Genomic DNA, 12925 nt, shown 5'->3' with positions numbered 1-12925 from the left:
GTGCAGTTATCCCCAGCTCGCCATCGCCTCATCAAGGCCGATCGGCTCCGCTTTCTGGTATCGAAGGAAGTCAGTTACTTGGAATGCCGGGGCTGACGGCTTGCGCTTGCTGTTGGCGAACAAGCTGGCCAGCAGGCCAGCGTTCCAGTCGGCGCGCATCATCGGGTTCAAGCCTCCGTGGCGTTCCCGGTATGCAGCCCAGAGCCTCACCTCGCGAGCGCTGAGGCGTTCCTTCGCCACAGCAATGGTTTCGCCGCCGATGCCGTTAAGCACCAGCTCGCACCAGAACTCGTCTTCCGGTGTTAGCTCGTAGCTTTTCCCAGCGAGTTCACCTCGCCGATGGCGCTCAGCAGCGCCAGTGTCAGGGCGCCGTCCAGCGCGCCACGGTCCGCATCGGACGCGCCGGTGATGTCACCGACGGTGAAGACGGGCTTGCCGTCCTCATCGCAGATGGAGGCTGCGATACGGCCGGCCACGCTGTCCTCGCGTCCGCCGGCGGCGAGCACGTCGGAGATTGCGGACTGGAAACCCAGCGGCCGCACGAACACCGTGGCGGTGAACTCCTGCTCGCCCTGGCGCCAGCTGATCTCCTTCTCGACCGGACGGCCGGTGAAGGCTCCGGCCTGCAGCAGACCGGCGATCGACAGGGATACCGCCGTGCTCTTCCGGACGGACGGCGGTGGCACCGCCCGCTTCCGGCTCTGGGTCTTCGCAGCGGTCACGGGGTGGCCTCCTTACGCAGCCAGACACCTGCACCCGATCGCTGCATGCTTGCAGCCGTGGACACTACTGCATTCCCCTGGAAGTCGAAGGGGAAGTCAGCCACGTAGGCGTTGAAGATGTACCAGGTGCGCGTCTTCGGGAGCACCATTTCGGGCTCTTCGCTGCGAACGGCCGTCGCTGCCGCGCCAGTTCCGGCACCACCGGTGAAGGTGACTGATGGAGCGGTGGTGTAGCCGGTGCCCGGGTTGGTGACCGTCACACCGATCACTGCGCCATCATCAACGATCGCGGTTGCGGTCGCGCCGGTGCCACCGCCGCCGACCAGAGCGACGGTCGGAGCGCTGGTGTAGCCGGTGCCACCGCCAGTGACGTTGATGGCGCGGATGGAGCCGCCCTGAGCCAGCGTTGGCTCGATATCCACGCCGTCAGACCACCCGATCGCCCACTGGGTCAGCTCATCGGAATCGTCCTCACCGAGCTGCCACATGAGGTAGTGGCTATCGTTGCGCGGGTCAGCGTTGATCGTGACCGATGCTTGGCCCGGCGTCCGCAGGCCCTTCTTGTAGGACCGTGCCTTGGTCTCGGACAGGCAGGTGTCTTCGATCTGGTCCGCCGGGTTCGCGCCGGGGTTGAAGTTGGTGATGCACTCGATCTCGCGGATCTGGCCATTGATCAGGCCGTACAGCTGGGTGCCTTGCGTCAGCATGCTCATGAATGTCTCCCTGCGGGCATAAAAAAACCCCGCAGTGCGGGGTGTGGGTGGGTGAAACGGACGAACGTCTTCAGCGCGGCACGAGCCAGTCCACGTCAAACGAGTAGCGGTACAGCTTGGTTTCGGGGTCTTTCACCTGGTCACCCCAGCGGGTCACGTAGGCCTGTCCCTCGATCGCGTCGCGGATAGCCCGCGCCGCCGGCAGCAGCGAGACCGGGTCGTCGCTGTAGACGTCGATCTGCAGCGAGTACCCGTCCACGTCAGGGCGGTCGCCCAGGTACTGAGCCGGTTCTCCGCCGATGGTCTGCCAGACGACGTAGGGCCGCGCCGGCGGCTTCTCTACCAGTCCGAACGGATAGACCCGTGTCGGGTTGCTGCCGAACAGAGCCAGCACCGCCGCGCTGGCAGTGCAGGCTTGGAAGATGGGCGCGATCACTTCCTTGCTCCCTTCGCCTGTTTGGCAAGTGCGCGGTCGAGCGCGCGATTGAACTCAAGCGCGAAGGTATCTACCGCCTTCTGTCCGGCCTGCTCGGCCACCGGCCGCAGGAATGGGCGGGCGGCCACCTTGGCCGTGCCCAGCTCCACGTGGCGCCAGTACCAGGTGTCGCCGCCGGGATTGCTGGAGCTGCCCTCCGTTGCATAGGTCTGGCCAGTGCGACGCTTGCGGCGGTTCTCACGGGTGTTGCCGTACTGCCTGGCACCGCCGAGCACACCCAGCCGGAAGGCCAGCTGCCCGTCGTGCTTGAACGCTCGGCCGTCCCAGCGCAGATCGATGTTCTTCCAGATCTCCTCGCCCGTCTCATGGTCGTCCAGGCGGCGGGCGTTGCTCTGCGCCTGAGCACGCAGGACGGCGGTCGCCTTCCGCAGCGCGGCGCGACCGCCCTTGGCATTGGCCTCGTTCTTCAGCTGGGCCATCTTCGCCTTCACGCCGTCCAGGCCACTGACGTCGAACCGGATGTTGTCAGCCATCGTTGACGCCTTCGCTGCATGGCAGCGTCATGTATTCCAGCCCGCTAACCGGGTCGGCCAGCACGCCATGGACGTTGTAGACCTGCCCCCGGTGGATGATGCGGCTCTTGTCGGTGACGCCGACACGGTGCCGGATGGTGATGCGCGCGGTCACCTCGCTGTCGATAGCCTGGGCGGCCACGAACTCGCGGACGGACGCCGGCACGACTTCGGCGAACACCGTGGCCAGATCAGTCCACGTCACGATGGGTGCGCCGGATCTGGGATCCTGGCTCTCCACGGGGTTCTGTATCAGCACCCGGTGGCGGAGGCGGCCGGCAGCGATCACCGCGGCTTCCCGCTCATGTAGGTGCCGGCCTCCGGATCAGCCTCCACGTCCTCGCTCTGGCAGACGTAGTCCATCAGCCGGTTGGTCGCCTCTGCGTTCTCCGCCAGCGCCTGGGCGACCGCCATCATCGCCTGAGCCTGCGCCAGCTGAGCCGCCGCGGACGCCGCCAGCGCCGCTGCCAGCTCGTTCTGATCGTTCATGCGCAATCCCCATCCATTTCAACAGCCAGGCCCGACGGCGCAGGCAACCTTGGCAGGCCACATCAAACCCCCAGCCCGACCCGGTAGGGCCAGAGCAGGCTTCGGGTGCCTTCCTTCATATCCGACACGATGGTGCCGGTGATCACGTTTTCGCGGTTCGCGTACAAGTGCCCGAGGGTGAGTAGCACCGCCGCCCGGATCGCGTCGTTGACGACGATCGGGTCACAGCCCGCGGTGCCGGCCAGCACCGCCGCAGCGAGGGCGTCCTCATCCTCGTAAACCCGCCGATTCAGGAAATCTTGAGCGGCGTCCTCTGCCGCTCCGCCGTAGAGCGTCAGCATTTGGTCGTCGTCGCTATCGACCCGGCAATGCTGCCGGGCCTGTTCGATGGTCACCAGGCGCATGTCAGTCCGCCTTCAACGCCGCTTCCAGCGCTTCGACAACGGTCTTGCGGTCCTTACCGGCCTTCTCCGCATCGAGAGCGGACTGCAGCAAGACCTTGTCCTGCAGCCCAGCCAGCGACGCGATGACGTCCGGAGCGTTGCCGTCGACCAGCAGCTCGCCCGGCGGCGACTTGGTGCTGGCGGTGGTGCCGCCTTCCCCCGTACCGCTGCCGGGGCCGGGGCCGGGGCCGGCGTTCGTGCTGGCGCTGGTGCTGTCCACCTCGGGCGCGCCGCCCAGAACTTCCACGAGGCCCTTCTTCTCCAGCTCTTCGGCCTGCCGTTGGTTTCCCACGGGGAACCGTTCGCCCACCTTGCGGGAGCCGTGGTGGTCAAAGCTGGCAATCGCTCGTACTTCGTACATGTCCTGTCTCCAGATAAAGGAAAGGGCGGCCAAGCCGCCCTCTCGGTGGACCGTGACGCCCCCCCTTACGGGGTGTCGAGGTCGGTCATGGTGCCCTTCACGAAGGCTTCCGGACGGTAGACCGTCAGCGCCAGACGCTCTTCCATCAGGATCTTCACCATGTTCTTGACGAAGTCGCGGTCGTCTTGCGTGGCCACCATGACATTGACGTCCTCGCGATCATGCAGCTCGGCCGCGATGCCGCCGCCGAACGCACCCACGAGGAACTCGCCGCCTCCCATCGACTGGGTCGGCACCACGTTGCGGCCCCACAGCGCCGGTGTGGTGATGCCGCGCGGGTTGGCGAACAGGTAGGCGTTGTCGTCAGTCTTCTGCAGCTCGATCGCCGCCCAGTCCAGCGGGCTGATGACGATGCCGTCGGCCCAGGCTTCGGCCAGCTCGACCTGCAGGAGCGCCAGACGCAGGCGGTCGATGCGGGTTTCATTCTGGACGGTCACGCCCGGGTTGGCGTATGCGCGCGCCTGGGTGTAAAGACCATCGATATTCAGGCCCACGCCCGAACCCTTGAGCAGCTGGGTTTCTTCCTTGAGCTTCAGACCGTAGCGCAGGCGACCGTCAATGTAGCCGCGAAGCGTCGGGATATCGGCCAGCACCTGGCGGGAGGCGTGGATCCAGTGGGCGATGGTGGTCACCGCCGCCTGATCAGCTTCGAACGTCAGGTTGGATTCCGGCTTCAGGCCGGTCGGGTTTTCGGCCACCACGTCCGCGTTGTTGGTGTAGCCGGTCTCGCGCACGTACTGGATGGCGTTGGAGGTGGTCGGCACCACGTTCAGCAGATCGCGGATGGTCAGGCGGCGCAGGCCCGGGGCGATGATGCCCTCCCGGCGCTGCGGAACGATCAGGTCACCGGCCGATGCGCCGTCGCTGGTCACGACAGCCTTCACATCCATGTTGAACTTGCTGCCGCCGCCGCTGGCCGCGCGCGCGGCCCACGCCTGGAAATCCTCGTTGGAGGCCAGCTGCTCGCCCATGGACTGCGGCGCGGCGTACTGGCCACCGCCCTGCTCGAGCTTGGCCACCAGCTGCTCGGCCGACTGCAACCGCGCCTGCAGCGCACCCTGTTCGGTCAGCAGCTTGTCGACGTTGGCGCGGGTTTCATCGGTGAGCCTTGCGTGCGCCTTGATTTCCTTCTCGGCGGTCTCCGCCTGCGACTTGATCTGGTCACTGATCTTTTCCAGCTCTGCCTTGATCGCGTCAGGCAGCGCGGCCGCCATCACCGGCGCCATGAGAGCACCTTCGGGGCTGGTGAACAGGGTGGACAGCAAGTGGGTGCCGGCGACCGCGTCTGCGGAAATGACCAGCAGCGCCAGCGTGGTGACAATGGCGGCCAGGATGTACTTGTTCTTCATTGGGTGTACCTCAGCGGTTGGGGATGGAAAACGACTTGAGCGCGGCCAGGTAGTCGGCCTCGGTTGGTGCGACGACAGGGGTTTCCTGGCCGTGATCGGTGGGATCGCCCGCACCGCCGCCAGCGGGATCGCCCGCGCTGGACTTGAGTTCACTGATCAGCTGCATGGCTTCCGACTTCGGCATGCCGGACGCGCGCAGCGCCGACTCAATTCGCCGCACCGCAGAAGCGCTTGTCTTGCCCGCGCCGCGCTCGACTTGGTCGGTCGGCAGCAGCTCGTCGGCGAAGCCGCCCTCAATCGCGTCGCTACCTGCGATCCAGGTCTCGGCGTCCATCAGCTTCGCCATCGCCTTCTGGTCCTGGCCGGTACGCGCTGCGTATATGTCGGCCATGGCCCGGTCGAAGGGCTCCAGCGTCTCGGCGTATTCGCGCAGGTCATTGCGGTTACCGGCGGCGACCACCCATGCGTTGTGGATCATCAGGAAGCCAGCCCGGGCGATCTGCACGGTATCGCCGGCCATGGCGATCACCGAGGCCGCCGACGCCGCAAGGCCCAGCACCTTCACGGTTACCTCGCCGTCGTGCTCGCGTAGCAGGTTGTAGATGGCCAGGCCCTCGAACATGTCACCGCCCGGGCTGTTGACGTTCACGGTGACCGGCCCCTTGCCGAGGTTGCGCAACGCGCCGGCGATGCGCTTAGCGGTCACGCCCTCCCCGGTCCAATAGTCCTGGCCGATCACGTCGTACACGCTGATCGAGCGATCGGCGTCGTCATTTGTGGCGGCGCGCACGCCCGGGTTCCAGCGGTCCAGCGCGCGGGGCAGGATCTGGCTGCTAACACCCGCGCACACCCTGCCCTCCGGAGCGCCCGGCAGCTTCTTGATCGTCATGCGGTCAGTCCTTCTCTGGCTCGTCTTTGAATCCCAGGAACGCGCGAATCGCGGCCCGGGCTTGGTTGGCGTCGGACGCCTGCCCGAGGCTGTCCAGCGTGGTCATGGCGCTCTGCACCGTCAGCACCGCGGCGTTGCCGCCCATCGGCTCCCGGTCCTCGAGCTCCCGCACTTCGTCTCTAGTCAACACGCCGTTGTTGACCATCGCGGTGTAGAACGCCGCGCGGCCGGCGCTATCGGCGCGCAAAAGGCCCTCCACGGAGAACTTCGGGTAGAAGCGCGACCGGTCGGTTGGCGTCATCAGATCCTTGCTGATCGCCTGCTCAACGCGCTTCAGCCACGGTGCCAACGTGAACGTGAGGAACCCGATCATCTGCTGCTCGATGCCGGTGCCCCAGCTGCTCGACTTCTCGGTGTGCCCGACCATCCAAGGCGGCACGCGGAACCAACGGCAGACCTCTTCGACGCTGAACCCCCGCGACTCCAGCAGCTGGGAGTCGGAAGGCTTGATGCCAAGGCTCCCGACATCGCTCCCGCCTTCCAGCAGCGGTGTCTCGCCACGCTCGACCGAACCAAGCACGTTCTTGTGGAACTCGGCTCGCTGGTTGGGTTTCAGGAAGGCCGCGATCTTGTAGTAGATCGTCTGCAACATGCCGTTACTGAAAGTACGCGCTGCGGCACGGTCGGCCGCTATGGCGCCGCCGAACACGTGAGCCCCATAGGCGATCACCGAAACACCGTTCTTTCCGTCCAGGGTGAACCCCGGGATCTCCCAGATCCGCTCACGGGGAATTACACGCTGCCGGCCATCCTCTTCCGTATAGCGCCATTGCTTCTTGCCATCAGCGCCACGCGAGGGATACAGCCGATCTGGGTTGAGGAACTGCAACCCCACCAGGCGGCCGCCAATCAAAAGTTTCTCGGCGCGCCCAGCGCCGCGCAGTAGCATGGCTGCGACCATTGCTTCCCAGAACACCGACGCCGAAGAGTCGACGTTCGGCTGGTCACGGATGACCAAGTGCAGCGGGTGTTGTGGCGCGGGCCTCTTACCGTTCTTTGCACGCTCGTACATGCCCAGAGGCAGGGTAGCGATAGTTTCGGAGATCAGGCGCACGCAGGCCCATACTGCAGAGACTTGCATCGCCGTGGCGGGGGTGACAGACACGCCAGCAGGCCCGCGCCCGCTGGCGAAGCTGCTCCACCCCGCCTCATCGGTAAGCGACAAGGGAAGCCCTAACCAGTCGCGGACAGCGGTGGCGATGCGGCCGGGCTGCTTCAGTGCCCCGGCCGTCACGCCTTGCCCCTGATCGGAGATGACAGGAATCCGTCCATGTCGCCTTCGTCCTCGCCTGTCGGCATCGACAGACCGATACCCATCAGCAGTGCCGCCATGTCATCGATCTTGTCCGGCGACCGTTTCTTGTCGGGCTTCATGTTCAGGTTTCCATCTTTCAACGCGATGAGGTTGGACGCGCACCAGTTCAGGACCGGGTCGTTTCCGTGTTGGATCTTCTTACCGATGTAGGCCTGCTCGAGTTCCTTCATCGCGGGGTGATAGTTCTTCGTGGTCTGGTTGAATTCGACCAACGGGTGCCCATCCGCCAAGAGACGCTGTGAAATTTCAGCTGCGTTCCAGCGGTCATATCCGATCGCCTGGGGACCGAAGCGGGCGATGTCCTCGCGGATCCTTGCCTCCACCACGCTGTAGTCGGTGACCTCCCCTTCGGTCGCCTCAATCAAACCAGCCGCCACCCAGCCGGCATACGGAACCACCCCGCGCTCAGTGCGCGCCCGCACCGCGTCTGCCGGAACGAACCGCCGGCCCCAGGTGTAGTAGATGCCGTCTACTTTCCAGACCAGGCGCCAGGACGTCATATCCAGCGTACTTGCCAGATCGAACGCGCCCCAGCACGGCTGCCCTTCGAGCCAGCCCAGATCGACCGCGCCACCGCACCTCTGCCACTTCGTCAGGTCCACCCAGCCGGTGGCAGAAGACGCCGGCCGGTTGAGCCGCTTGATCTTGAACTCGGCCAGCTTCGAGGGCATCTGCCGCGCCTCGACGGCCTCCTTGCGGATGGCCTTCAACAGGTGCGGGTTGGCGTCCATCAGCGGGTTGGCTTTCGGCCACGCTGATTCATCGAATTCATCGTCGTCATCGTCGACGGCGAAGAACACCACCAGGAAGTGGTCGGCCGAATCGCCCAGGATGCCCTGTAGCACCTGCTTGGCGAACTGCCGTATTTCTCCCCACGGCCCCGGGTTGGTATATCCCTCAGTCGTGGTGTACAGCCATAGCGGGTTGCTGCGAGCGCCAGCAGCTGACGTCAGTACGTTCAAGAGGTCCGCCGACTTGTGGGCGTGGATCTCGTCCAGGCCTACATGCGACGGGTTGAGGCCGTCCTGCGTACTGGCCTTGGAGTTGATCGGCTTGAACGTGGCCCCCGTCTCCACCCGGCTGATCGCGTTGGCCCAGCACGCCAGCCCGAACGCCTCCTGCAGATCGGGCGTCTTCTCGGTCATGCGCTTGGCGACGTTGAAGATGATCCGCGCCTGGCTGCCGGTCGTGGCCGCCGAAATGATTTGGGCGCCCTCTTCCTCTTCGCAGCACTGGCAGTAGAGCAGGATCGCCGCAGCCAACGTCGACTTGGCGTTCTTGCGGGCAACCGCGAACAGCGCCGAGGTGAAGCGTCGGCTGCCATCGAGGTTGCGGAAGCCGAATAGCTGCACCACGAAAAACACGTGGGACCGGTGCAGCTCGATCTCCGGCCGTGCCCACTTTCCTTCAACGTGCGGAAGCTTCTCGATGAAGTCGCATGGGTCGCATGCGTGCCACTCATCGAACAGGAACGGCGGCCGCTTCCGCTTGGCGCGCTTGAGGTCCGCCAGGAATCGCTTGCCGGCCAGCCGAATCCACTTTCCGAACTTCTTGCCCTTCTTGTCGGCTACCGCCTCTTCGGCATACGCCGTGGCGATACCAACGTAATCACGCACGGGTCTTCCGCTTCGCACCGTTGTTGGCGAAGGCGTTCCCGGTCTTCTCTACATCCCCGGACGGCCGGACCTTGCCCTGGGCAACTGGCGTCAGCCCGAAGTCATTCATCAGGCCGCGCAGCTGCGACACCATCGACGCCACCGGAGCCAGGCCGGCGGCATAGAGCTGCACGGTGTTGCCGTGCAACGCGCACAGCTGGCCGAACGCGGATAGGCCGGCCTCGGTCAGCAGCTTGTTCGCGTGCAAAATAGGTGCCAGCCGGTCCCATTCTTTGATGGCGTGGGCATTCGGCAGCCAGTCCGGAGCAGGAGGCACGTCGGACACCAGCGGCAGCTCGGCGGCCGGCGCCGGCGGCGCGCGGTCAGGGCGATCCGTGCCGGCCACCACTTTCAGCGATGTCGGTTTGCGGGGGTTCGCCATATTCGTTCCGAGGGCGGTCGGTTGACCGCGAAAAATTGGTTTTTCTCAACTGACGGTGCAAATAAACAGCTGGGCGTATGGTCAGGTGAGAATGACTCTCAAACTTTCGACCTCCCCCTCCCCGTTTTGTTAATTTTTCGTTAAATCTCGTTCTATTTATGGAACACGTGTCGGCCGAACGGCGTTCCCGAATCCACCGTCTTCCCTCGCCGTTTTGGCGTCGTGGCAGCGCTTGCAGAGGGCCTGCCAGTTGTCGGTGTCCCAGAACAGCGCTTGGCAGCGTTTGTGCGGCTTGATGTGATCGACCACCGTCGCGAGCCTCACTCGGCCGGATCGCTGGCACTCCACACAAAGCGGCGCTCGTTTGAGGAACGTCTCGCGGGCCTTCTGCCATCGCCCGCCGTAGCCGCGTTGCGCAGTGGTGAGGCGAACGGCTTCGGCCGGGACGTGCGCCACCGCATCGGCCTTGTGCGGCCGGTGCTTGGGGGCACGCGCAGGCACTACCGGTCCGCCTGGATCACGGCTTGGCAGGCGCGGAGCTGGTCGTCGGCGTCTCGGCCGATTCGAACAACTCGGCCCGCAAACTCTTCTCGGCGCTGGGTGGCCGCATCACGTTCGAGGGTGCCGGCTGCGGCTTGGGACAGGAGGCCGGTGTGGCACGCGGCGAGGTCGTTGCGCAGGCGGAGAGCACCAGAGCGCAGGTCAGCCACAACAGCATTAGCGACGGCCGGGGCCGCAGCGCGGTCATCTTCATGCTTCGCTCCGATAGTGGCCATGGTGTCGGCCTGGCTATGCTCGATTGCCCGAGCTTCGTTCACTTGATCGACGACCGCCTCTGCGCCTTTCGCCCGCTGGTCTAATTCGGCCACGTTCGCGCGGTCGCCGCGCCAGGACCAGCCCGCCCAGAAGGACAAGGCTATCGCCACGGCGGCGAGCAGGGCATAGAGACGGATCATCAGGGCATCTCCGGCGGGATCACCGCGCCTACCTGGCGCATGGCCGACTCCAACGACATGACCCGCAGCCTAAGTCGGTGGGCCTCTTCCTGCGCCGTCATGCGCAACTTGATTTCCTCGGCCAGCTGCAGCGTGGTCGCCGCCTGAGATTCTTCCAGCGACTTCACGCGCTGCACCAGGCCATTCAACAGGTCGACGTTGGCGTCCGTCTCGGTCCGCTCTTTGCGGCGGGAGAGCAGCGCCCCCCAAGTTTCCCTTGCCACCCAGAACGCGGCGAGACCGCCGGCCATCCACCACGGGACGGTTTCCTCGGTCATGACACGACCACGCCACCGGCTTTGCGGTAAGCCGCCAGCAGGTCATCCAGCTTCCGCTCGTGCTGCCCATACCCGGCGCCCGGCAGGCTCGCCCAGATGTTGCGGACGAAGCCGATCGCCTTGACGACATGGCCGGCCTTGATCAGGTCGAGCGCCCTCCGCTCCCTGATCTGCTGGATGGCGATCAGATCCTGGCTGAGGGGAGAAAAGTCCTTCAGCCCCAGCAGACGGCGATACGCGTCGTAGTACCGCGACAGCAGCTGGTAGCGACCAGCCGCCGTGGACTTGATGCCCAGTCTGGGCAGCGACACCAGCTCGCGCGGGTGGTCGGCATAGCCGGTGAACAGCCCGCCTCCCACGATCACGTCGTAGCCGTGGTCCTTGGTGGGCTGCTTGCCGTTGTCGGTGCCCTCGGACCAGGCCAGCATGTCCAGGAACGCCACGACGTTCACGCCGCCTGCTTGTTGGGGAGTGATGCGAGCCATGGGCTTTCTCTGTCAGGGCGCCCGCCCCGCCGCCGGCTGGGCGCAAGGGTTGATCCGGTCTGGGAAGCGGGCAAAGAATAAGCCCGGCTCAGTGGCCGGGCATAGTCGCGTGCGATGGTAGGAATCTACTTGTAAAAGTGCGGAGGTGTCACCTCCGCAATCCATTCTTGACCAACCAGGGGTCATGGGCAGGGAAACGTGTCCTTCAGTGCCAGGAGAACAATCAACTCGATTGAAGTGTCGTTGTCGACCACGCCTTTACCCACGTGCTCCTTGATGTACCGATTGGTAATGCTCAACACCATATCCTGGTCCGTTCCCAGCTTCGGAGGCATGCAGAACATAGGTGTACCCGTGTCGTGGGTGATTGCGGCGTTCGACCAGAAGATGCCTCGCGCCACACCGATGGCATAAGTCTCAGCCGTGCTCTTGACGGCACCGCCCGCGTCAACAGCCTGCTTGTAGGTGCTCACGCTCACCTCTGCATGCGCCGAGGCGCTGACAAGTAGCAACGCCGCTGCAACCATCCTGATTTTCTTCATTTTCGCTCCCTGTAGGCGACGTCTATCGGCACAGCCATTTGAATCTTAAGGCTGATGAGTCAGTCCTTACCACTCAGCAGTGTGCCAGCCTGGCTCAAGCTGCGTGGCCCAATGAAGAGCGCATGTACCAAGCCGCCTCTTGCTCTGCCTCCACCATTTTGCCGAGCAACCACTCGTACACCGGCTTCCACGTCCTGCGGTATGCGGCCTCGTCCCGGCCAATGGCGGCCGCTCGACGCCGGTCGCTCACCGCCCCCAAGCCTGACCCGCCACACATCTTGCAGACTACTCGAAGATCTCCGGAAACCGTTTCGCCTCGGCCCTCGCAGCCATTGCAGTGCGGCCTGGCCGCAATCTCATTGATCACGGCGCCGGCCAGGCTCGGCAGCGACTCCAGCGTGCTGATCGGCCAGCACTGCGCCTTGATCTGGCCCAGACGGAGGGCGGCACGGTCTCGCTCGCCCCGCTGCTCAGCCGTCACCGCACCGGCCCAGCCCATACAGACCTCCGCGATGCCCAGCTCGGTGCGGGCATCGGCCAGGCGGCGCTGCTGCCGCCGCAGCTCGGGGGTCACCAAGGCGATCACCGCGTCCCGCAGCTTGTGCCGGCGCAAGGCCGCGCCGTCCGGCCACCAGCAGGCCTCCAGCAGCTCCCGGCCCAGCCCGGCAGGCACCATGCCCAGTGCAGCCGCAATGTCCTGGTTGGTGAGGTCGGGCGTCCCGCCGCGGCCGGTGTCGAACTTGACGGTGGACGGGCCCAGACGGGCCATCAGCTCACGGACGTTTGCCATCTTCTTTCCCCAGTTGATCGTTGAGATTTCCCGCACCGGTAATGCGCACCACCACCTGCCCGCCCTTCCTGCGTTCTTCGTGCACCATGTGGCGCGTGATGAACACCTTGTCGTCGATCCCCAGGACCTGAGCGATACCGTCCCGGTAGGGCTTGAAGCGCCTCAGCATGTTGTCGTCATCGGGCAGCGCCTTGTGGGGCCGTTGATAAAAGTCCAGCCACAGGAACAGCCTGCCCGGGGGCAGCGAAACTCCCTTCCAACCTGCCTGGAGCGCCAGCAGCGCGCCGGTTTGCCTCGCCATGGCAGTCGCGGCGGCCTTCTTGCTCCAGTGGAGCCGCACGTTCGGCGACAGGTCCTTGCTCGGCCAGGGCAGCACCATTTCCAGCGCG

At 65.1% G+C, this 12925-nt stretch carries 21 protein-coding genes; all 21 read right to left on the bottom strand.

From position 1 onward, the window contains the following. Positions 1 to 6: 6 nt before the first annotated feature. The 21 genes from ABE422_RS11540 to ABE422_RS11440 all read right to left on the bottom strand — a co-directional run bounded on the left by ABE422_RS11540 (position 7) and on the right by ABE422_RS11440 (position 12915). Positions 7 to 273, bottom strand: a complete 267-nt coding sequence (locus tag ABE422_RS11540; protein ID WP_266084474.1) for a hypothetical protein — start codon at positions 271 to 273, stop codon at positions 7 to 9. Positions 274 to 302: 29 nt separating this feature from the next. Continuing rightward, positions 303 to 722, bottom strand: a complete 420-nt coding sequence (locus ABE422_RS11535) for a phage tail assembly chaperone family protein, TAC (protein WP_346483014.1) — start codon at positions 720 to 722, stop codon at positions 303 to 305. Continuing rightward, entirely contained in the window at positions 719 to 1435 is a 717-nt protein-coding gene (locus ABE422_RS11530; RefSeq protein ID WP_346483013.1) for a phage tail tube protein, read from the bottom strand. The genes ABE422_RS11535 and ABE422_RS11530 overlap by 4 nt, the downstream gene beginning before the upstream one ends. Positions 1436 to 1505: 70 nt before the next feature. After that, positions 1506 to 1871 (bottom strand): DUF3168 domain-containing protein, encoded by a 366-nt coding sequence (locus ABE422_RS11525; protein ID WP_346483012.1) that lies wholly within the window; start codon positions 1869 to 1871, stop codon positions 1506 to 1508. Beyond that, positions 1868 to 2404: an HK97-gp10 family putative phage morphogenesis protein gene (locus tag ABE422_RS11520; RefSeq protein ID WP_346483011.1), complete on the bottom strand. Its 537-nt coding sequence runs from the start codon at positions 2402 to 2404 to the stop codon at positions 1868 to 1870. The genes ABE422_RS11525 and ABE422_RS11520 overlap by 4 nt, the downstream gene beginning before the upstream one ends. Next, a complete protein-coding gene (locus ABE422_RS11515) occupies positions 2397 to 2702 on the bottom strand; it encodes a phage head closure protein (RefSeq protein ID WP_346483038.1) in 306 nt (101 codons plus the stop codon). Before ABE422_RS11515 ends, ABE422_RS11520 begins: the two co-directional genes overlap by 8 nt. Positions 2703 to 2728: 26 nt before the next feature. Further along, the gene (locus ABE422_RS11510) at positions 2729 to 2932 is read right to left on the bottom strand and encodes a hypothetical protein (protein ID WP_346483010.1); all 204 of its coding nucleotides are present in this window, start codon (positions 2930 to 2932) and stop codon (positions 2729 to 2731) included. Between the two features lie 62 nt (positions 2933 to 2994). Further along, positions 2995 to 3336, bottom strand: coding sequence for a head-tail connector protein (locus ABE422_RS11505; protein ID WP_346483009.1), 342 nt, complete (start codon positions 3334 to 3336; stop codon positions 2995 to 2997). Position 3337: 1 nt separating this feature from the next. Beyond that, a complete protein-coding gene (locus ABE422_RS11500; protein WP_346483008.1) occupies positions 3338 to 3736 on the bottom strand; it encodes a hypothetical protein in 399 nt (132 codons plus the stop codon). A gap of 65 nt (positions 3737 to 3801) precedes the next feature. Next, positions 3802 to 5145 (bottom strand): phage major capsid protein, encoded by a 1344-nt coding sequence (locus ABE422_RS11495; protein ID WP_346483007.1) that lies wholly within the window; start codon positions 5143 to 5145, stop codon positions 3802 to 3804. Positions 5146 to 5155: 10 nt separating this feature from the next. After that, positions 5156 to 6034: a head maturation protease, ClpP-related gene (locus tag ABE422_RS11490; RefSeq protein WP_346483006.1), complete on the bottom strand. Its 879-nt coding sequence runs from the start codon at positions 6032 to 6034 to the stop codon at positions 5156 to 5158. A gap of 4 nt (positions 6035 to 6038) precedes the next feature. Continuing rightward, the gene (locus ABE422_RS11485; RefSeq protein ID WP_346483037.1) at positions 6039 to 7199 is read right to left on the bottom strand and encodes a phage portal protein; all 1161 of its coding nucleotides are present in this window, start codon (positions 7197 to 7199) and stop codon (positions 6039 to 6041) included. 125 nt (positions 7200 to 7324) lie between these two features. Continuing rightward, on the bottom strand, positions 7325 to 9025 hold the full coding sequence (locus ABE422_RS11480; RefSeq protein ID WP_346483005.1) for a terminase TerL endonuclease subunit: 1701 nt from the start codon (positions 9023 to 9025) through the stop codon (positions 7325 to 7327). After that, positions 9018 to 9446 carry a hypothetical protein gene (locus ABE422_RS11475; protein WP_070427050.1) on the bottom strand — a complete coding sequence of 143 codons (429 nt, stop codon included), beginning with the start codon at positions 9444 to 9446 and terminating at the stop codon, positions 9018 to 9020. The genes ABE422_RS11480 and ABE422_RS11475 overlap by 8 nt, the downstream gene beginning before the upstream one ends. 156 nt (positions 9447 to 9602) lie before the next feature. Then, positions 9603 to 9794 (bottom strand): HNH endonuclease signature motif containing protein, encoded by a 192-nt coding sequence (locus ABE422_RS11470; RefSeq protein WP_346483036.1) that lies wholly within the window; start codon positions 9792 to 9794, stop codon positions 9603 to 9605. Between the two features lie 152 nt (positions 9795 to 9946). Continuing rightward, positions 9947 to 10402 (bottom strand): hypothetical protein, encoded by a 456-nt coding sequence (locus ABE422_RS11465; RefSeq protein ID WP_346483004.1) that lies wholly within the window; start codon positions 10400 to 10402, stop codon positions 9947 to 9949. Further along, positions 10402 to 10719, bottom strand: a complete 318-nt coding sequence (locus ABE422_RS11460; RefSeq protein ID WP_070427046.1) for a hypothetical protein — start codon at positions 10717 to 10719, stop codon at positions 10402 to 10404. Before ABE422_RS11460 ends, ABE422_RS11465 begins: the two co-directional genes overlap by 1 nt. Further along, the gene (locus tag ABE422_RS11455) at positions 10716 to 11204 is read right to left on the bottom strand and encodes a glycoside hydrolase family 104 protein (RefSeq protein ID WP_346483003.1); all 489 of its coding nucleotides are present in this window, start codon (positions 11202 to 11204) and stop codon (positions 10716 to 10718) included. Before ABE422_RS11455 ends, ABE422_RS11460 begins: the two co-directional genes overlap by 4 nt. 182 nt (positions 11205 to 11386) lie before the next feature. Next, a complete protein-coding gene (locus tag ABE422_RS11450; protein ID WP_346483002.1) occupies positions 11387 to 11746 on the bottom strand; it encodes a hypothetical protein in 360 nt (119 codons plus the stop codon). A gap of 94 nt (positions 11747 to 11840) precedes the next feature. After that, positions 11841 to 12536, bottom strand: coding sequence for a hypothetical protein (locus ABE422_RS11445; RefSeq protein ID WP_346483001.1), 696 nt, complete (start codon positions 12534 to 12536; stop codon positions 11841 to 11843). After that, complete coding sequence (locus ABE422_RS11440; RefSeq protein ID WP_346483035.1) at positions 12520 to 12915, bottom strand: hypothetical protein; 396 nt, start codon at positions 12913 to 12915, stop codon at positions 12520 to 12522. Before ABE422_RS11440 ends, ABE422_RS11445 begins: the two co-directional genes overlap by 17 nt. Positions 12916 to 12925: the final 10 nt, after the last annotated feature.

This window comes from Stenotrophomonas sp. TWI1151 (assembly GCF_039673135.1).
GTDB lineage: Bacteria > Pseudomonadota > Gammaproteobacteria > Xanthomonadales > Xanthomonadaceae > Stenotrophomonas.
This window is presented reverse-complemented; position numbering and strand designations above follow the sequence as displayed.